Annotated in this window: 19 protein-coding genes; 17 read left to right on the top strand and 2 right to left on the bottom strand. The window is 67.6% G+C overall.

Annotation, left to right across the window (positions count from 1 at the left end; genetic code table 11):
• Positions 1–37: 37 nt before the first annotated feature.
• Entirely contained in the window at positions 38–973 is a 936-nt protein-coding gene (locus tag E5206_RS12640) for an aldo/keto reductase (RefSeq protein WP_136322788.1), read from the bottom strand.
• Between the two features lie 51 nt (positions 974–1,024).
• Between E5206_RS12640 and E5206_RS12635 the strand changes: the two genes are divergently transcribed.
• Together E5206_RS12635 and mshC are read left to right on the top strand one after the other, a co-directional pair.
• Entirely contained in the window at positions 1,025–1,858 is an 834-nt protein-coding gene (locus tag E5206_RS12635) for an undecaprenyl-diphosphate phosphatase (RefSeq protein ID WP_136322787.1), read from the top strand.
• Between the two features lie 15 nt (positions 1,859–1,873).
• Positions 1,874–3,199, top strand: a complete 1,326-nt coding sequence (gene mshC, locus E5206_RS12630; RefSeq protein WP_136322786.1) for a cysteine--1-D-myo-inosityl 2-amino-2-deoxy-alpha-D-glucopyranoside ligase — start codon at positions 1,874–1,876, stop codon at positions 3,197–3,199.
• A 58-nt stretch (positions 3,200–3,257) separates the two neighbouring features.
• Here mshC and E5206_RS12625 read toward each other — a convergent pair whose 3' ends face one another.
• Positions 3,258–4,163, bottom strand: a complete 906-nt coding sequence (locus tag E5206_RS12625) for a PAC2 family protein (RefSeq protein ID WP_136322785.1) — start codon at positions 4,161–4,163, stop codon at positions 3,258–3,260.
• A gap of 130 nt (positions 4,164–4,293) precedes the next feature.
• Here E5206_RS12625 and E5206_RS12620 point away from each other — a divergent pair, with 130 nt between their 5' ends.
• The 15 genes from E5206_RS12620 (at position 4,294) to tatC (ending at position 19,517) form a co-directional block, all read left to right on the top strand.
• The gene (locus E5206_RS12620) at positions 4,294–5,052 is read left to right on the top strand and encodes an HAD family hydrolase (protein WP_136322784.1); all 759 of its coding nucleotides are present in this window, start codon (positions 4,294–4,296) and stop codon (positions 5,050–5,052) included.
• Entirely contained in the window at positions 5,045–6,283 is a 1,239-nt protein-coding gene (locus E5206_RS12615) for a site-2 protease family protein (RefSeq protein ID WP_240689707.1), read from the top strand. The genes E5206_RS12620 and E5206_RS12615 overlap by 8 nt, the downstream gene beginning before the upstream one ends.
• A 109-nt stretch (positions 6,284–6,392) precedes the next feature.
• Positions 6,393–7,508, top strand: coding sequence for a tRNA (adenine-N1)-methyltransferase (locus E5206_RS12610; protein ID WP_136322783.1), 1,116 nt, complete (start codon positions 6,393–6,395; stop codon positions 7,506–7,508).
• Positions 7,509–7,592: 84 nt separating this feature from the next.
• Complete coding sequence (gene arc, locus E5206_RS12605; RefSeq protein WP_136322782.1) at positions 7,593–9,416, top strand: proteasome ATPase; 1,824 nt, start codon at positions 7,593–7,595, stop codon at positions 9,414–9,416.
• A 56-nt stretch (positions 9,417–9,472) separates the two neighbouring features.
• The gene (gene dop, locus E5206_RS12600) at positions 9,473–11,083 is read left to right on the top strand and encodes a depupylase/deamidase Dop (RefSeq protein WP_136324121.1); all 1,611 of its coding nucleotides are present in this window, start codon (positions 9,473–9,475) and stop codon (positions 11,081–11,083) included.
• A gap of 89 nt (positions 11,084–11,172) precedes the next feature.
• Complete coding sequence (locus tag E5206_RS12595; RefSeq protein ID WP_136322781.1) at positions 11,173–11,376, top strand: ubiquitin-like protein Pup; 204 nt, start codon at positions 11,173–11,175, stop codon at positions 11,374–11,376.
• 87 nt (positions 11,377–11,463) lie between these two features.
• A complete protein-coding gene (gene prcB, locus E5206_RS12590) occupies positions 11,464–12,297 on the top strand; it encodes a proteasome subunit beta (RefSeq protein ID WP_136322780.1) in 834 nt (277 codons plus the stop codon).
• Position 12,298: 1 nt separating this feature from the next.
• Positions 12,299–13,006, top strand: coding sequence for a proteasome subunit alpha (gene prcA / locus E5206_RS12585; protein ID WP_136322779.1), 708 nt, complete (start codon positions 12,299–12,301; stop codon positions 13,004–13,006).
• Position 13,007: 1 nt separating this feature from the next.
• A complete protein-coding gene (gene pafA / locus E5206_RS12580) occupies positions 13,008–14,372 on the top strand; it encodes a Pup--protein ligase (RefSeq protein ID WP_136322778.1) in 1,365 nt (454 codons plus the stop codon).
• Between the two features lie 110 nt (positions 14,373–14,482).
• Entirely contained in the window at positions 14,483–15,412 is a 930-nt protein-coding gene (locus E5206_RS12575) for an FKBP-type peptidyl-prolyl cis-trans isomerase (protein WP_136322777.1), read from the top strand.
• Positions 15,413–15,457: 45 nt separating this feature from the next.
• Positions 15,458–15,853: an FKBP-type peptidyl-prolyl cis-trans isomerase gene (locus E5206_RS12570; protein WP_136322776.1), complete on the top strand. Its 396-nt coding sequence runs from the start codon at positions 15,458–15,460 to the stop codon at positions 15,851–15,853.
• A gap of 157 nt (positions 15,854–16,010) precedes the next feature.
• Complete coding sequence (locus E5206_RS12565; protein WP_136322775.1) at positions 16,011–17,996, top strand: WYL domain-containing protein; 1,986 nt, start codon at positions 16,011–16,013, stop codon at positions 17,994–17,996.
• A 10-nt stretch (positions 17,997–18,006) separates the two neighbouring features.
• The gene (locus E5206_RS12560; protein ID WP_136322774.1) at positions 18,007–18,369 is read left to right on the top strand and encodes a hypothetical protein; all 363 of its coding nucleotides are present in this window, start codon (positions 18,007–18,009) and stop codon (positions 18,367–18,369) included.
• A gap of 35 nt (positions 18,370–18,404) precedes the next feature.
• Entirely contained in the window at positions 18,405–18,674 is a 270-nt protein-coding gene (gene tatA / locus E5206_RS12555; RefSeq protein ID WP_136322773.1) for a Sec-independent protein translocase subunit TatA, read from the top strand.
• A 48-nt stretch (positions 18,675–18,722) separates the two neighbouring features.
• Entirely contained in the window at positions 18,723–19,517 is a 795-nt protein-coding gene (gene tatC, locus E5206_RS12550; RefSeq protein ID WP_205760064.1) for a twin-arginine translocase subunit TatC, read from the top strand.
• Positions 19,518–19,525 lie beyond the last annotated feature (8 nt).

Below are 19,525 nucleotides of genomic sequence, written 5' to 3'. Positions count from 1 at the left end.
CACGGACCGGGTGGCGCCGGCACCACGCCGGCGGGAGTCAGGCCGGGTCGGACACATCTTCCAGCGCCTGGGCGATCTCCGGGGGGAGCGGGGCCAGCGTTGCATCCAGGACTTCCTTGAGCTGCACGGGCGTCCGTGCGCCCACGATCGCTGTAGCGACACCGTGCTGGGACAGCAACCAGCTCAGCGAGACGTCCAGGGCAGTCCGGCCGAGTCCCTTCGCAGCCATCGCCACGGCTTCCACCACGCTGGACGCCGCCCCCTCAAGGTACGGCTCCACATAACCTGCGAGCCTCTCGTGGGCGGCACGGGAGTCCGCCGGGATGTGGCCGCGGTACTTCCCGCTCAACACCCCGCGGCCCAGCGGCCCCCACGCCATCAGGCCGAGCCCGGCGTCTTCGATCGCCGGGATCAGCTCCGTCTCGGGCGTGCGGTGCAGCAATGAGTACTCAGACTGGTTCGCGACCAGCGGGAACCCCGCGACGGCCGCGGCCTTCGCCGTCTGCCAGCCGTTGAAGTTGGACACCCCCACATAGCGCGCGCGGCCGGAGCGGACCGCGAATTCGAGGGCGGACAGCGTTTCCTCCAGTGGCACGTTGGGGTCCCATGCGTGGGCGAACCAGAGGTCCACATAGTCCGTGCCCAGCCGCGCGAGGCTTGCGTCCAGCCCGGACAGCATTCCGTTACGGGAGGTGTCGACGCTGCGGCGGCCGCCCGACATCGAAAGTCCGGCTTTGGTGGAGATGACCAGCTCGGAGCGCGCGACGACGTCGCCCAGCATCCCGCCAAGCATCACCTCAGCCTGGCCCCCGGCGTAGGACGCCGCCGTGTCGATCAGGGTCCCACCGCCGTCCACGAAGCTCCTGAGCAGCCCGGAGGCATCCTGCTCATCGGTTTCGCGGGCCCAGGACATGGTGCCAAGGGAGAGAGAGGACACACGCAACCCACTGTTGCCGACATAACGCTGCTGCATGTCAGCAAGCTTACGGTGATCCGGGCGGTTCATAACGTAGGGTCTATAAACGTGAACTGGTTTGAAGCCGCCCTGCTGGGCCTTGTGCAGGGACTGACAGAGTTCCTTCCGATCTCCTCGAGCGCCCACCTGAAGATCGTGGGGTCATTCCTCTCCAACGCAGCCGACCCCGGCGCGGCGTTCACCGCCATCACCCAACTCGGCACCGAGACAGCCGTGATCGTCTACTTCCGGCACGACATCGTGCGCATCGTCAAGGCCTGGTTCGGCTCCCTCACCGGCAGGGTGCCCCGGCAGGATCCGGACGCACGGATGGGCTGGCTCGTGATCCTCGGCAGCCTGCCCATCATCATCCTCGGGCTGCTCTTCCAGGACCAGATCGAGTCGGTACTGCGCAGTCTCTGGATCGTTGCGACAACCCTGATTGTCTTTGGCATGATCCTCGCCGTCGCGGACGCCGTCGGGCGCCAGGAACGCGAGCTGAGCAAGCTCAGCTACAAGCAGGGGATCTGGTATGGGCTGGCGCAGGCCATGGCACTGATCCCAGGGGTGTCCCGCTCCGGTGGAACCATCACCGCAGGCCTGCTGATGGGCTACACCCGCGAGGCTGCGGCCCGCTACTCCTTCCTGCTGGCCATCCCCGCCGTGTTCGGCAGCGGCCTGTACCAGCTATACAAAGTCGTCTCCAAGGAAGGCATCACGGGACCCTACGGTCTCCCGGAAACCGCCCTCGCCACCGCCATCGCCTTCGTGGTGGGCTACATCATCATTGGCTGGTTCCTCAAGTTCGTCTCCACCCGGAGCTACCGACTCTTCGTCTGGTACCGGATCTTCCTGGGCCTTGCGCTGTACCTGCTGCTCGGTTTCAATGTCATCAGTGCCTAGCACTAGGCTTGGGCTGTGAAATCCTGGATATCCCGCCCTGTTCCCCAGCTCCCGGGCAGCATGCCTGCCGTCCGCCTCTTCGACACCGCCAAGGGCGGAATTGTCACCCTCGAGGCAACGGGTGAGCAGTCCATGTATGTCTGCGGGATCACCCCGTATGACGCCACCCATATGGGGCACGCCGCCAGCTACGTCGCCTTCGACCTGCTCAACCGGGCCTGGCGCGACGGCGGCCAGCAGGTCTCCTACGTCCAGAACGTGACCGACGTCGACGACCCCCTGCTGGAGCGCGCGACGGCGACCGGCGTCGACTGGCGGGAGCTCGCGGCGAGCCAGATCGAGCTCTTCCAGACGGATATGGAAGCCCTCAACGTGCTGGCGCCGGACCGCTATGTCGGTGCCGTCGAAGCCATCCCCATGATCGTGCCCGCCATCGAGCGGCTCCTGCACCAGGGCCTGGCATACAGGGTGGCCGGCGGCGCCGGCGAGCCCGACGGCGATGTCTACTACGACGTCGAGGCGGCCGGCAAGCACACCGCCGACGCCGTCGACGCCTGGACGCTCGGCTCTGTCTCGGGACTCTCCGACGCCGAAATGCTGGGGCTTTTCGCCGAACGCGGCGGAGACCCGGGCCGGGCCGGAAAACGCCAGGCGCTGGACCCGCTGCTGTGGCGGGTTGCCCGCGAGGGCGAGCCGCGCTGGGACGGCGGCGAACTGGGAGAAGGACGCCCCGGCTGGCACATCGAATGCACCGTCATCGCCCAAAAATACCTGCCCGCACCCTTCACCGTGCAGGGCGGCGGCTCGGACCTGATCTTCCCCCATCACGAGATGGGCGCTGGGCATGCGTACTCGCTCGCCGGCGTTCCACTGGCACGCCACTTCGCGCACGCCGGCATGGTCGGGCTGGACGGCGAAAAGATGTCCAAGTCCAAGGGCAACCTGGTCCTGGTCTCCAGGCTCCGCGCCGCCGGGGAGGATCCGGCCGCCATCCGCCTGGCGATCCTGGCCCACCACTACCGCTCCGACTGGTCCTGGACCGACGCCGGCTTCGCCGACGCCAAGGCGAGGCTTCTTTCCTGGCGTTCCGCCGTGGCCGTGGCACCCGCCGGCTCCGCCGGCGCGCTGGTCACCCGGCTGCGGACCGAACTGTCCAACGACCTGAACGCCCCCGGTGCCGTGGCCGCGGTGGACCAGTGGGCCGCGTCCGCCCTGGCGCACAGTGCGTCCGCAGCGAGTGCGGCCGGTGCCGCCGGCCCGGCTTCAGCGCCGGCAGTCAGCGCCGTCGACGCCGCGCTGGTCAGCGACGCCGTCGACGCCCTGCTCGGCGTCGAACTCTAAGCCTGCAGCGCCACCGCCGGGCCACAGCAGGGCGGGTGTCCCAGGTGCCGGCCTCCGGCTACTGCTTGTCCTTGCCCCGGCGCTTGAGGTAACGCTCGAATTCGCGGGCGATCGATTCCCCGCTCGCCTCGGGGAGGTCGGCGGTGTCCTTCGCCTCCTCGAGCTGGCGCACATAGGCCGCAATTTCAGGGTCCTCCGTGGCCAGCTCGTCCACACCGCGCTCCCAGGCATCCGATTCCTCGACAAGGTCCGTGGTGTCCAGGGGGACCTGCAGCAGCTCCTCGATCCGGTGCAACAGAGCCAGCTGCGCCTTGGGGGAGGGCGCCTGGGCCACGTAGTGCGGCACGGCGGCCCAGAGCGACACCGTGGGCAGGCCGGCCAGCATCGCGACCTCGGCAAGCACCCCGACGATCCCCACCGGACCCTCGTACTGCGAGGCCTCCAGGTCCAGCCGCTCCCGCACGGCATTGTCATCCGTGGAGGCGCTCACCGGGATGGGGCGGCTGTGCGGCACGTCCGCGAGCAGGGCACCGACCAGGATCACGTAGTCCACGTGCAGGGCCTCGGCGTGAACCAGCAGCTCGGCGGTGTAGGCGCGCCATTTGTAGGACGGTTCGGTGCCCTGGACGAAGATGACGTCCACATTCGAGTGCGGAACGCTGGCCTTATAGATCCGGGTGGACGGCCACTTGATCTTCCGTTCGCCCGATGCGGTCCTGCGGATGGTGGGGCGGGTGAACTGGAAATCGTAGTACTCGTCGGCGTCGATCGAGGCAACCTTCTTGCCGCCCCAGAGCTTGTTGAGGTAGCGCAGGGCATCGCTCGCGGCTTCTCCGGCGTCGTTCCACCCCTCAAAGGCGGCAAGCATCACCGTGATGCGCTGGCCCTCCGGAACCGGCTGCAGCAGCCGTTCCGGTTCAGGCACGGCGCCCGTTTCCGTGGTGTCTCCGTCGAAGCTGTTCATCCCTTCACCCTACGTCCAAGGGGCGGGCCCACGCAGCGAATGAAGCGCCGGAAATAGGCGGAACATGACTGATATTCGCCCTAGGCGTAGTCACCAGCCCCCTCACAGGGCCGCCCCGTAGACTTGGGGCATGCAATCCTTCGCTTCCCGGCCACTGCTCAAAGCTGCGTTATGGGACATGGATGGCACCATCGTCGACACCGAGCCGTACTGGATCGAAGCCGAGCACGCCCTCGTCGCGGCCCACGGCGGCCAGTGGTCGCACGCCCAGGCCATGCAGCTCGTCGGCCAGTCCCTCATGTTCTCGGCCGGGCTCCTGCAGGACGCCGGCGTGGCATTGGGGCAACGTGAAATCATCGACAGCCTCACGGCCCACGTCATCGGCCAGGTCCGGAACTCCGTGCCGTGGCGGCCCGGGGCGCGCGAACTGCTGGACGAGCTCCACACGGCAGGCATCCGGTGCGCCCTCGTCACGATGTCCGAGGCGCCGCTCGCCCGCGAGATTGTCGCAAGCCTGCCCAAGCCCTACTTCGACTTCCTGGTCACGGGGGACACCGTCACGCACGGGAAACCCCACCCTGAGGCGTATCTGAAAGCCGTTGAACTGCTCCAGCTCCAGGATCCCGGCCTCACCCTGCACGAATGCGTAGCGCTGGAAGACTCCGTCCCGGGCGTTGCGGCGGCCGTGGCCTCCGGTGTTGTGACCGTCGCCATTCCGCACATCATGCCACTGCCGCACGATCCCCGCCGCGCCACCTGGGACACCCTCCAAGGGCGCACCGTCGCCGACCTCGAGCAGCTCGTGGCCCTGCGGCACGAATTCCCGGATGCAACATTCGGGCTGGATAGCGCCGCCACCCCCAACACCAGGAGCATGGCCATTGACTGACACCGCCCCCCAGGCGCAGCCCGGCAAGGGCCCAGCCAGCCGGAAGGACGGAATCCCGCTCGGGCGGATCGCCGGCATCCCGGTGGTTCTGGCCTACTCCTGGTTCATCATTGCCGCGTTCACCGTGATTGTGTACGGGCCGGTGCTCCAGCACAACAACCCCTCGCTTGGCCTCACGGCCTACGTGGTGGCATTCGCCTACGCCGTGCTGCTGCTGATCTCCGTGCTGGTGCACGAGCTCGCCCACGCCCTGACCGCCAAGGTGTACCACTGGCCCACGCAGAAGATCGTCCTGAACCTCTGGGGCGGCCACACCCAGTTCGAGAGCTTCACGGCGTCGCCGGGCCGCTCGGTCCTGGTGGCCCTGGCCGGACCCGCCGCCAACTTCGTCCTGGCAGGCGGCGGCTGGCTCCTGGTGTCGACCGCCGGGCTCACCGGCGTCGCCGACATCCTGGCCAACATCTTCGTCTGGGCCAACCTGCTGATCGGCATCTTCAACGTGTTGCCGGGCCTTCCGCTGGACGGCGGACGGCTGGTCGAATCCGCGGTCTGGAAGGTGACCGGCAGCCAGGAGAAAGGCACCATCGCCGCCGGTTGGGGCGGCCGGATCATCGTGATCGCCCTCGCCGTGTGGTTCGTCGTCCTGCCTGTGCTCAGCGGGGGGCCGCTGGACATGTCCTTCGTCCTGATCACGGCCCTCGTAGGCAGCTTCCTCTGGATGGGCGCCGGCGCCTCGATCCAGCAGGCCCGCCTGCGCGGCAGGCTGTACCTGGTCGACGCCGCAGCCCTCGCCGAACCCGCCGTCGGACTTCCGGAGTCCGCCAGCGTCGCCGATGTGCTGACCCTGGCGCGGGACGCCGCCACGGGCACCCTCCCCGCCGTCGTGCTGTGCGGTCCCGACGGCCGCCCCGTGGCCCTGGTGGACGCAGGCGCCGTCTCGACGGTCCCGCCGGCCGCCGCCGCGACAACCCCTGTCAGCGCCGTCGCCTACGCCCTCGGTGCCGGGGCCTATGTCCCCGAATGGTCCAGGGGCCAGGAACTGGTCCAGTACCTCGCCCAGCTGGATGGCCAGGAGTACGCGGTGGTGGACGGCGCCGGAAACGTGACCGGCCTGCTGCGCCAGTCAACCGTGCTGAACGCCATCACCGGCAAGGATCCGGGCGGCTACAGACGCGCGCCTGGCGGGGCCGGCAAGCAGGCCGGCAGGCAGCCTGACGGCCAGAACCGGTAGAGTTACCTGCCGGTCGTGTATTCCGGCCCCAGGCGCATGGCCACGCGCAAGGACCGGTGCCGCCGGCAATCCGCGGCCACACAGCTTTACAGGAGCGAGGACTATCTTCATGAGCAGCGACACCGCCGCAAACACCAACCCGACATCCATCGGCGCAGCCACCACGGCCGCAGCCGACACGGCAACCGACCCAGGCGCGGCAGATCCGGCCAGCCCCACCGCCGGGGCTTCGCCCGTCGGGGCCGCACGCCGCCGCGGACCGTTCCGGGAGGGTGAGCGGGTGCAGCTCACCGACGAGCGCGGCCGCATGAACACCATCAGCCTGGAAGTTGGCGGCGCGTTCCACACCCACCGCGGCTTCCTGAACCACGACGAGATCATCGGCAAGCCTGACGGCTCCGTCGTCGTCAACAACGTCGGCCAGCAGTACCAGACCCTGCGCCCCCTGCTCTCGGACTTTGTGCTGTCGATGCCCCGCGGCGCTGCTGTGGTCTACCCCAAAGACGCCGGCCAGATCGTCACCATGGCGGACATCTTCCCCGGCGCGCGCGTCGTCGAAGCCGGCGTCGGCTCCGGCGCGCTGTCCATCTCGCTGCTGCGTGCGGTGGGGGACAACGGCTACCTGCATTCCTTCGAACGGCGTGCGGAATTCGCGGACATCGCGCGCGGCAACGTCGAGACGATCTTCGGCGGACCGCACCCGGCCTGGAAGATCTCCCTCGGCGACTTCCAGGAGGAAGTCGTCCGCAGCGAGGCCCCGGGTTCCGTGGACCGCGTGGTGCTGGACATGCTGGCACCCTGGGAGTGCCTCGACGCCGTCGCCACCGTGCTGGCTCCCGGCGGCGTGTGGATCAACTATGTCGCGACCGTGACGCAGTTGTCCCGGACCGCGGAAGCGATCCGCGCGGACGGCCGCTTCACCGAGCCGGACGCCTGGGAATCGATGGTCCGCGGCTGGCACCTCGAAGGCCTCGCCGTACGTCCGGACCACCGCATGGTTGCGCACACCGGGTTCCTGCTGGTCACCCGCCGGCTCGCCGACGGCGTTACCGGCATCTCGGTGAAGCGCCGCCCGTCCAAGACCGACTTCAACGAAGAGGACGTCAACGCCTGGACCCCGGGCGCCGTAGGGGAACGCGCCGTCTCAGACAAGAAGCTGCGCCGCGCCGCGCGGGACGCCATCGCCGGAACCAATGTCAAGGACACCCCGGAGGTCACAAACTAGCAGCTATATTTCGGAAGTCTCCAGCTGCACCCGCCATCTTGGGGCTAAGGTCTTAATAGAAGCGCAGGAAGGGGCTGATGCACGATGGAGACTCCGAACACCGACCCGGGCCGCACACCGGCAGAGAACGCCGCAGAAGCGGCTGCACTGACAGCCGCCCAGGCGGCGGCAGGACAGGGAACGGCCACTGACGGTGACCGCTATGGCGCGAATGAACTGTCCGTCGCCGAGCGGCAGGTCAATATCCTCCGGGACAAGCTCCGGCATATTGACCGCCAGCTCGCCGCCGCGACGCAGAACAACTCCAAACTGGTCAGCATGCTGGAGACGGCGAAGGCCGAGATCCTCCGGCTGAAGAACGCCCTAGACCAAGAGGGCCAGCCGCCGTACAGCTTCGGCACGATCCTCCAGCTCAACCCTAAGCGCCAGGCCTCCGCCGGCAGCAGCGGCCAGGCGGTCACCGAGGAATCCGTGGACATCTTCAATGCCGGCCGCAAGATGCGCGTGGGGATCAGCCCGCTGGTCAACATGAACCAGCTCGCGGTCGGCCAGGAAGTCCTGCTCAACGAGGCGCTCATGGTGGTCGCCGGGCTCGGCTACGAACGGGCCGGCGATCTCGTCACGCTCAAGGAAATGCTGGGGCCGGACCGTGCCCTCGTGGTCGGCCGCGCCGACGAGGAGCGGGTGATCCGGCTCTCCGGGGCACTGCTCACGCAGAAGCTCCGGGTCGGTGACGCGCTGTCGATCGATTCGCGCACCGGGTACGCGCTGGAGAAGATCCCGCGCTCCGAGGTCGAAAACCTGGTCCTCGAAGAAGTACCGGACATCACATACCAGGACATCGGCGGCCTCGGCCCGCAGATCGAACAGATCCGCGACGCCGTCGAACTCCCCTTCCTGCACCCGGACCTGTACCGCGAACACGGGCTGAAGGCACCCAAGGGCATCCTGCTCTACGGCCCGCCGGGCTGCGGCAAGACGCTGATCGCCAAGGCCGTGGCGAACTCGCTGGCCGCCCGGGCCGCCGAACGCACGGGCAAGACGGACATGAAGAGCTACTTCCTGAACATCAAGGGCCCCGAACTCCTTGACAAGTACGTCGGCGAGACCGAACGGCACATCCGGCTGATCTTCGCCCGCGCCCGGGAGAAGGCCTCCGAGGGCAGCCCCGTGGTGGTGTTCTTCGACGAAATGGATTCGCTGTTCCGCACCCGCGGCACCGGCATCTCCTCCGACGTCGAGACGACGATCGTGCCGCAGCTGCTCAGCGAGATCGACGGTGTGGAGCGGCTCGACAACGTGATCGTGATCGGCGCCTCGAACCGCGAGGACATGATCGATCCGGCCATCCTGCGGCCGGGCCGGCTGGACGTGAAGGTGAAGATCCAGCGCCCGGATGCCGAGGCCGCGGCGGACATCTTCAACAAGTACATCACCACCGACCTGCCGTTCCACGAGTCGGACCTCGCCGAGCACAACGGCGACGTCCAGGCCACCGTCGACGCGATGGTCCAGCGCACCGTCGAGGCGATGTACGCCACCGAGAAGTCCAACGAGTACCTTGAGGTGACCTACGCCAACGGCGACACCGAGATGCTCTACTTCAAGGACTTCAACTCCGGCGCCGTGGTGCAGAACGTCGTGGACCGGGCCAAGAAGTACGCCATCAAGGACCTGCTCACCATCGGCCAGAAGGGCCTGCGCATCGACCACCTGCTCCGCGCCGTCATTGACGAGTTCCGCGAGCATGAGGACATGCCCAACACCACGAACCCGGACGACTGGGCACGGATTTCGGGCAAGAAGGGCGAGCGCATCACCTACATCCGCACCATCGTCCAGGGCAAGGCGGGCCAAGAGCCCGGCAAGTCCATCGAGACGATGCCGAGCACGGGCCAGTACCTGTGACGGCTGCTGTGCCCGGCAGGCCCGCCCCCAGCGGTGGCCTCCCCGCCGGCGGCGCCATGCGCGTGATGGGTTCAGAGACCGAATACGGCATCCACGCGCCTTCCGCGCCGGGGGCGAACGCCACCATGATGTCGGCACGGGTGATCCAGGCCTACGCCCAGGTGACCCGGCAGCGCGCCGCCGGCGGCGCGGAGACGCGCTGGGACTATACGGACGAGGAACCGCTGCATGACGCGCGTGGCTGGACCCTGGAGCGCAGCGCAGCGGATCCCGAGCAGCTGACCGACCGGCCGCCGGTCCTGGATGCCGAAGCGGTCGCCCTCGCCTACGGCCGGCAGGAGCTGGAGGCCGACGGCGAAGACGAATCCAGCACGCTGCTGATGAACATGGTGCTGGGCAACGGGGCCCGGCTCTACGTCGACCACGCCCACCCCGAATACTCCAGCCCTGAAGTGACCAACCCGCGCGACGTCGTCGCCTGGGATGCCGCAGGCGACCTCGTGGCCCTGGCCGCAGTCCGCCGCCTGGCCGCGGACCCGGAACTGCCGCCCATCAACCTGTATAAGAACAACACGGACAACAAGGCCGTCTCCTACGGTTCCCACGAGAACTACCTGATGCCCCGCTCGGTGCCGTTCGGCGACATCGTGCGCGGCCTTACGCCGTTCTTCGTCACCCGCCAGATCTTCTGCGGCGCCGGCCGGGTCGGCAGGGGCCAGGACAGCTCCCGCCCCGGCTACCAGATCAGCCAGCGCGCGGATTTCTTCGAGACCGAAGTCGGACTCGAGACCACCATCCGCCGCCCGATCATCAACACCCGTGACGAACCCCATGCCACCGCTGACAAGTACCGCCGGCTCCACGTCATCATCGGGGACGCCAATCTCAGCCAGGCCTCCAACTACCTCAAGTTCGGCACCACGGCGATGGTCCTGAGCCTCATCGAGGCAGGCCTGGCCCCGCGCCTGGAAGTCCACGAACCGGTCGCGGCGCTCCAGGCCGTCAGCCACGACACCTCGCTCACCACCACCCTGCGGCTGCTGGACGGACGCCGGCTGACCGCCCTGGACCTGCAGTGGATCTACTACGAGGCCGCCGCGAAGCATGCCCAGGACACCGGCGTCGCCGACGCCGTGTACGGTGACGGACACACCCATGCCGTGCTGGAACGCTGGGCTGCGACGCTCACGGACCTCGGCGGCGACCGGGCGGCGGCCGCGTCCTCCGTGGAATGGCTTGCCAAGCTCTCCCTGCTTGAGGGCTACCGGCAGCGTGACGGGCTGGGCTGGGACAGCGCACGGCTGGGCCTCGTAGACCTGCAATGGGCCGACATCCGGCCTGAAAAGGGCCTCTACTACCGCCTGCTGGCGCGTGACCGGATGCAGCGGATCGTCGACGACGCCACGATCGCCCGCGCGATGACCGAACCGCCGTCGGACACCCGCGCCTACTTCCGCGGGCGCTGCGTCAGCCGCTTCGGCACCGACCTCGTCGGTGCCAGCTGGGATTCCGTGATCTTCGACGTGCCCGGCCGGGGAAGGCTCCAGCGGGTCCCCACACGGGAGCCGCTGCGCGGAACGGAAGCCCTCACCGGCGGCCTTTTTGCCCGGCACCGGGAAGCCGGAACCTTCCTTGCGGAACTCCTGGGGCTCAGCCCGAGTTCTTAGAGACAAAGAGCCCCGTCGGCGGCCCGGGCGTGGCAATATTGCTACAGGATGTCCCTTACGAACAATGGGACGGACAGAAGGAGAAGACAATGGCAGGCCAGGAACAGCAGCAGCCGCAGTCGCGGGACACCGAGGTGGACGAGGGCGCCCCCGCAGCGCCGCCGGCCCCCGCGGAAGCCCAGGCATCAGCGGCCACCCAGGGCGTCGATGATCTGCTCGATGAGATCGACGGTGTCCTGGAGTCCAACGCCGAGGACTTCGTCCGCGCTTTCGTCCAAAAGGGCGGCCAGTAGAACCGCCCGCCAGCCACCGCAAGGACGCGGTTTGAGGGGCTGAATGCCGGAAGAGTCGTTGATCCACCGCTTTGAGGGAGTGCGCCAGTGCAGGAAACAACAGCCAACCAGGTAGCAGCCCGCGCGACGTCCTCCTTCACCGAGCATCTGCAACGCGAACGGCCTGGCTTACTGCCCTTTGGCCTGTCACCCTTCCAGCAGCTGCCGGCCGCGGCCCACGCCGCCGCTCCGGTCCAGGTGCCCCACGGAACCACCATCGTGGCGCTGAGCTACGCCGGGGGAGTCCTGATGGCCGGGGACCGGCGCGCCACCATGGGCAACGTGATCGCCAGCCGGCACATCGAGAAAGTCTTTCCCGCCGACCAGTACTCGGTGCTGGGCATCGCCGGGACCGCCGGGATCGCCCTCGACATCACGCGGCTGTTCCAGGTTGAGCTGGAACACTACGAGAAGATCGAGGGAACGCTCCTGAGCCTGGATGGCAAGGCCAACCGGCTCGGCGCAATGATCCGCGGAAACCTCCCGATGGCGATGCAGGGCCTCGCCGTCGTCCCGCTGTTCGCCGGATTCGACCGGCCGGCAGGCGTCGGCCGGCTCTTCTCCTACGACGTCACCGGCGGACGCTACGAGGAACTCGAACACCATAGCGTCGGCTCAGGCTCGATGTTTGCCCGCGGGGCGCTGAAGAAACTCTGGCGGCCCAACCTTTCCGAGCAGGACGCCGTCGCCGTCGCCGTGGAAGCACTGTATGACGCCGCCGACGACGACTCCGCTACGGGCGGCCCAGATCCGGTCCGGCAGCTCTGGCCGGTGGTCTACGTGGTCAGCCGGACGGGTGCCTTCCGGGTCCCGGACCGCGACCTCGCCGCCGTGGCCAACGCCATCATCGAATCCAGGGCCGTGGCCCAGCGGGAGGCCTGAGATGACCCAGCAGTTCTATGTCTCGCCCGAACAGCTGATGAAGGACCGGGCGGATTTCGCCCGGAAAGGCATCGCGCGGGGGCGCTCCGTCGTGGTCATCAGCTGCCGGGACGGGATTGCCCTCGTCGCGGAGAATCCCTCTCCCTCGCTGCATAAGATCGGCGAGATCTACGACAAGATCGCCTTCGCCGCCGTCGGCAAATACAACGAGTTCGAGAGCCTGCGCCAGGCCGGCGTGCGGTATGCGGACGTGCGCGGCTACTCCTATGACCGTGAGGACGTCACGGCCCGGGGACTGGCCAGCGTCTACGCGCAAAGCCTGGGCGCGGTGTTCACGGCTGAGCAGAAGCCCTTCGAAGTGGAGCTGGTCGTCGCCGAGGTCGGCCCTTCCCCGGAGGCAGACCACCTGTACCGGCTGACTTTTGACGGGTCCATTGCCGATGAGCACGGTTTCATCGTGATGGGCGGACAGGCGGACAAGGTGTCCGAGGCCGTCGAGGCGGGCTGGCAGGGCGAGCTCGACTTCGCCGGGGCCATCAGGCTCGCCCTGGCCGGCCTCGTGGCGGACAAGGAAACCACCACCCTGCCGGCGTCGGCCGTGGAGGTCGCAGTGCTGGACCGCGGCTCGGAAAGCAGCCGCGGCACGCGCCGCGCTTTCCGGCGCCTCGAGGACGCCGACATCGTGGCATTGCTGGCTGAGGAGAACTGACATGGACAAGCGTATTTTCGGCATCGAAACCGAATTCGGAATTTCCTACTCAAGCCCGGAATCCCGGCCGCTGGCGCCCGAGGAGGTGGCCCGCTACCTTTTCCGCAAGGTGGTCAGCTGGGGCCGGTCCTCCAACGTCTTCCTGACCAACGGATCCCGCCTGTACCTCGACGTCGGATCGCACCCGGAGTACGCCACCGCCGAATGCGACGACCTCGCCCAACTGATTGCGCACGACCGGGCCGGGGAACTGATCCTCTGCGACCTCGTGGACGAGGCCCAGGAACGGCTCGCAGCCGAGGGCTTCAACGGGACCGTGTACCTGTTCAAGAACAACACCGACTCGGCCGGGAACTCTTACGGCAGCCACGAGAACTACCTCATTCCGCGGCGCGGTGAATTCTCCCGGCTCGCCGAAATCCTGATCCCGTTCCTCGTCACCCGCCAGCTCATCGCCGGGGCGGGGAAGATCCTGAAGACCCCGCACGGCGCCACCTTCGCGTTCTCGCAGCGGGCCGACCACATCTGGGAGGGAGTCTCCTCCGCCACCACGCGGTCCCGGCCGATCATCAACACCCGCGACGAGCCGCACGCCGACGCCGAGTTCTACCGGCGGCTGCACGTGATCGTCGGCGATTCGAACATGTCCGAAACCACGGCGCTGCTCAAGGTCGGCACCGTGGACCTGATCCTGCGGATGATCGAGGCAGGTGTCATCATGCGCGACATGCGGATGGAGAACCCGATCAGGAGCATCCGCGAAATTTCGCACGACCTCAGCGGCCGGGCCCTGGTCCGGCTCGCGAACGGGCGGCAGCTCACGGCCCTCGAGATCCAGCGCGAATACCTGGGCAAGGTGACCGCGTTCGTGGCCGAACAGGGCGCCCACAACGCGCACGTACCGCTGATCCTGGACCTGTGGGGACGCACGCTGGACGCGATCGAAAGCGGCGACACCAGCACGATCGACACCGAGATCGACTGGGCGATCAAGAAGAAGCTGATGGACAACTACCGCCAGCGGCACGGGTTGGGACTCGACGCGCCCCGGATCGCGCAGCTGGACCTGACCTATCACGACATCTCCCGCACCCGCGGGCTGTACTACCTGCTCCAGTCCCGCGGGGCGGTCCGCCGGGTGGTTGATGACCCCACCATCAAGGACGCCGTGGATGCCCCGCCACAGACCACCCGGGCCAAGCTGCGCGGCGATTTCGTCCGCCGGGCCCAGGAACTGGGCCGGGACTACACCGTGGACTGGGTGCACCTGAAGCTCAACGACCGTGCCCACCAGACCATTCTGTGCAAGGACCCGTTCCGCAGCGTTGACGAACGGGTGGATGCCCTGTTGGACTCTATGGGTTGATACCCAGCTTTCCACGTTATTCTGGGAGGGGCCGTAAGCTGGCCACCGCTTTCCTTGCCGCGGGTAACCGCCCGGCAATGCGTCCACCCTGCCTCGACGAAAGTTTTTTTGTGCGCCGACTATTAGCAATTCTCCTTCCGGGCCTGCTGCTGCTGACCGCCTGCGGCGGAACGCCCCCGGCCCCGGAGCCCACCAGCCAGTCCGCCGGCGAAACCGCGAAACTGGACTCCCTCAAGCTGACGGACAATGGCGACAAGAAGGCCCCCGGTGTTGAATTCACCAAGCCGCTCGACGTCAAGGAACCCACCATCAAGGTAATCACCGAGGGCACCGGTGACCGGGTCAAGGCAAACCAGATCGCCGCAATCTCCATCGTGGCCTTCAACGGCACCGACGGTTCGACCCTGGAAGACACCTTCGCGAATGATCCCGAACAGCTCGAACTGAACGATGACCTCAAGACCAGCAGCGCCGTCATCTACAATGCCTTCGTCGGCGCGAAGACCGGCTCCCAGCTGGCCCTCGCCGTCCCCGGCAAAGCCGCAGCCGAGGGTACCGACGCCCAGCCCAGCCAGCTGCTCGTGATCAAGCTGGTTTCCGCCAAGGACGCGGCTCCCGTCCTGGACAAGCCCGAAGGCGACGCCGTCACCCCGCCGGCAGGACTGCCGACCGTGAAAGACAACGACAAGGGCGTCCCGGAGATCTCGGTCACCGGCGTCGCTGCCCCGACCGCCCTCATCTCGCAGGAGCTGATCAAGGGCAAGGGCGCCGCGGTCAAGGACACGGATACCATCACCGTGAACTACGTGGGCGTTGCCCTCGCCAGCGGCAAGGTCTTCGATTCCAGCTTTGACAGCGGCAAAAAGGCCACCTTCCCGCTCACCGGCGTCATCAAGGGCTGGACCCAGGGCCTGGCCGGCAAGACCGTCGGCTCCCGCGTCCTCCTGGTCGTCCCCAAGGACCTCGCCTACGGTGACGAAGGACAGGGAGACGCCAAGGGCGACCTCGTCTTCGTCGTCGATATCCTCGGCATCAAGTAACCACAACCCCCACGCACACACCCAGCCACTCAAGAAGGAGCAACCATGTCTTTTGGAGACCGCAAGCTTGACCGCGAGAAGCCCGAAATCGACTTCCCCCAGGGCGACGTGCCCACCGAACTGGTCATCACCGACCTGATCGAGGGCGACGGCGCCGAGGCCAAAGCCGGGGATACCGTCTCGACCCACTACGTGGGCGTCGCCTGGTCCACCGGCGAAGAATTCGACGCCTCCTGGGGCCGCGGCGCACCGCTGGACTTCCGCGTCGGCGTCGGCCAGGTCATCCAGGGCTGGGACCAGGGCCTGCTGGGCATGAAGGTCGGCGGCCGCCGCCGGCTGGAAATCCCCTCCGAACTGGCCTACGGCTCACGCGGCGCCGGCGGGGCAATCGGCCCCAACGAGGCCCTCATCTTCGTCGTCGACCTGGTCGCCGTCCGCTAGTCCCCACCCGCCCCTATCCTCGCAAGCTCGGACAGGGAACCCTGCGGGCGTGGGCCCAGGCCCCCGACCGGCGAAGCGCGGTAACAATCGGAAAAGTTCTTCCGGCTGTTGCCGCGCTTTCGTCATTTTCGCGCAGGGACTTTAGTAGCCTTGCGGGGTGTCCGCCTCACGTACAGAACGCCTCCTGAACCTGCTGATCGCGCTGCTCAACACCAAGTACGGGCTCCGCCGCAGCGAACTGCGCGACAAGGTCTACCGCGACACCACGAGCACCGACATCGCCTTCGGGCGGATGTTCGAACGCGACAAGACCGAGCTGCGCCAGTTCGGCTTCGACGTGGAGACGGTGCTGGACAAGGGCTGGGGTTCGGATGATCCGGCGACCACGCGCTACCGGATCGGCAAGGAATCCAACCGGCTCCCCGACGTCAGCCTCACCCCCGGGGAATGCACCGTGCTCATCCTGGCGGCCCAGCTCTGGGAACAGGCCGCGCTCGGTTCCGCAGCCCTGAACGCCGTGCGCAAGCTGCAGGCGGCCGGGGGACTGCGTGACGCCGAACTCCCGGCCGGCGTGCAGCCGCGGATCCGTCCGGCCGGCCAGGCCTTCGAGGACCTCGTGGCCGCCGTCCATGCCCAGCATCCGGTCAGTTTCCGCTACCTTGCCGGCAGCACCGGCAGCGAGGAGGAGCGGCTCGTTGAGCCCTGGGGCCTGGGCAGCCGCTTCGGCCAGTGGTACCTCGTGGGCCAGGACCGGTCCCGCGGAGCCAAGCGCTTCTTCCGGCTCTCGCGGCTGACCTCGGCCGTCACTGTGCTGGACAAGGAAACCTTCAGCCCGCCGTCGGGATTCAACGTCCGGGCCGAGCTGGCCAGCCTGCAGGAGCTCCCGGTGCGGTCCGCCGTCGTCGACGTCCAGGCGGGAAGGCTGCTGGGCCTGCGCAAGCGCGCCACCGCCGTGGCAGCAACAGCAGGCGGACAGCCCGACGCCGGCTGGGACCGCCTGAGCGTCCCCTTCCGGGACGCCGAGACGCTCGGCGAGGAACTCGCCTCCTACGGGCCCCGCGTGGTCGTGGTGTCCCCGCCCGATCTCACCACGGCCGTCCGGCTCCGTCTGGCCGCCGCGGCGGCATTTGCCGCAACCCCCGCACCAACGGTGGCTTTCCCCGCCGCCGGGCCGGCCAAGCGCGGCCGGAAGCGCACCTCGGAGGACCAGCTCAAGCGGATGCTGCAGCTGGTGCCGTTCCTGGTCCACAACCAGGGCCTGCACATCAGCGATGTCGCCGCGAAGTTCGGCGTCACCCGCGAGGAGCTCGAGGCGGACCTGCGGATCCTGATCTGTTCGGGACTGCCCGAGGGCTACCCGGACGACCTGCTGGACATCCAGTGGGACGACGACCATGTCTTCATCAGCCAGGACCTGGAGCTGAACCGGCCGGTCCGCTTCACGGTGGAGGAGGCCTGCGCCCTGATGACGGGGCTGGAAACGCTCAACGGCCTGCCGGAACTGGCCGAAAGCAGTGCCTTGGAGTCCGTGACGCTCAAGCTCATGGCGGCGGCGGGGGAGGAAGGGCTGAAGGCTGCCTCACTCTCCGGCCCGGAGGTCGGGCCGGCGGACTCCGCCACCCTCGAAACGGCCCGCGAAGCCATCCGCGCCGGCGCGCAGCTGCGGCTGCGCTACTTCTCGCCGCAGCGGGATGCCCTGTCCGAGCGCGATGTGGATCCCCTCAGGCTCTACTCGCTGGACAACACGTGGTACCTCGAGGCGTATTGCCACTCCGCCCAGGGCCTGCGCAACTTCCGGCTGGACCGGATCGAAACGCTGCAGCCGAACGGCCGGCCCGTGTCCGAGACGGCCAGACCGGCGGACAGCTTTCCGGTGAAGCTCTTCACCCCGAACGACGACGACACCCTGGTGGTGGTGGAACTGACGCGCCGCGGGGCCGGGCTCGCCGACGACTACTACGCCGAGCGGACCGCGCCCCTGCCGGACGGCGGGATGCTGGCCGAGATCCGCTTCGGCAGCACGGACTGGTTGCCGATGTTCGTCGCCCAGCATGGCGGCACGGTCCGGATCCTGCGGCCCGAGGCCCTCGCGGGGGCCGCCCGGGACTGGATCGAGGCGGCCCTGGCCCGGTACGGCGGCTAGACTACTCAGCATGCCTTGGTGGTCCTGGATCGTGATCTGGATAGCGCTTGTCGCGTTGTCGCTGTTGTTTTTCGTCGTGCTGGGCATCCGGCTGTTCCGGCAGTTCATGACAACGGTCAAGGAACTTGGCGAGGCAGGGGAGCGCTTCTCCCGGTTCCCGCCCGCCCCCGCCGATGCTGGACTGCCGGATCCGGCTTCCGGGTTGCTGGCTCCGGCGCTCCGGGGGTCGGCCGTTTTTGCCTCGCCCGCCCAGGTGCGGGATGATTACCGTGCATCCAAGTTGTCCCGGCAGGAAGGACGCCGTCTGCGGCGGGTCCAGCGCAAGGCGGACCGCGGCCAGCCCCAGGCGCTCCGCGACATCGATTTCCGTTAGACGTAGGATGTATACAAACGAAAGGACCTCACCGTATGAGGCTTGAAGGCTGGCATCTCATCATCATCATCGTTCTCGCATTGGTGCTTTTTGCCGCACCGAAGCTGCCCGGCATGGCCAGGAGCCTTGGCCAGTCGATGCGGATCTTCAAATCGGAAGTCCGCGAAATGAAGAAGGACGGCTCTGCGGCGTCCGCCGCCGACTCCGAGGCCGTTGAAGGCAAGGTCGTGAACCACCCGAAGCCCGCCGGCGCCGAGAGCCGCACCGGAGACGGAACAGACGTTCCGCCGCCGAACCGCGCCTAAGACCCCATGGCAGTAACTATGAGCCGTCGATCGAACCCCGAGGGGCGGATGGCGCTCCTTGACCACCTCAAAGAGCTGCGGAACCGGCTCTTCAAAGCCGCGGTCGCCGTCGTGCTGGGAACCGTCGTCGGTTTCATCGTCTACGAGCCCATGCTTGCGGCGCTGATCAAGCCGATCCGTGATCTGAACCAGCATGAAGGCCGGCAGGCGACGCTGAACTTCGACGGCGTGGCCAGTTCCTTCGACCTGATGATCCAGGTGTCGGTCTTCCTGGGTGTCATTGTGGCCAGCCCCGTGTGGCTCTACCAGCTCTGGGCGTTCATCGTCCCCGGCCTGCACAAGAAGGAACGGCGGCTCGCCCTCTCGTTCGTCGCGGCGGCCGTGCCGTTGTTCGTCGGCGGTGTGCTCCTGGCCTGGCTCGTGCTGCCGAACGCGGTGCGGGTGCTCACCGATTTCACGCCCTCCGGCGGCTCCAACTTCATCAGCGCCCAGATCTATCTGTCCTTCGTTCTTCGCCTCCTGCTGGCATTCGGTATTGCATTCCTGTTGCCGGTGGTGCTGGTCGGCCTGAACATGGCCGGCATTGTCAAGGGTCAGCAGCTCGTGAAGAGCTGGCGCATCACCGTGTTCCTGGTGTGCCTGTTCTCTGCCATGGCCGCGCCGGGCGCGGACGCCACGAGTATGTTCTACCTTGCCGTACCCATGCTGGCCCTGTTCTTCACGGCCATCGGTCTGTGCCTGCTCAATGACCGGCGGCGGGACCGGCGCGACGTCAAGCTGGCCGCCGAAACCGAAGCCACCGCAGACCAGGCAACTCCCAGCTCCGATCTGGAGAATCTCTAGCCGTTGGC

The organism is Arthrobacter sp. PAMC25564, assembly GCF_004798705.1.
Taxonomy (GTDB): Bacteria; Actinomycetota; Actinomycetes; order Actinomycetales; family Micrococcaceae; genus Arthrobacter.
The sequence above is the reverse complement of the archived record's forward strand: the minus strand, read 5'-3'. Positions and strand labels throughout refer to the sequence as shown.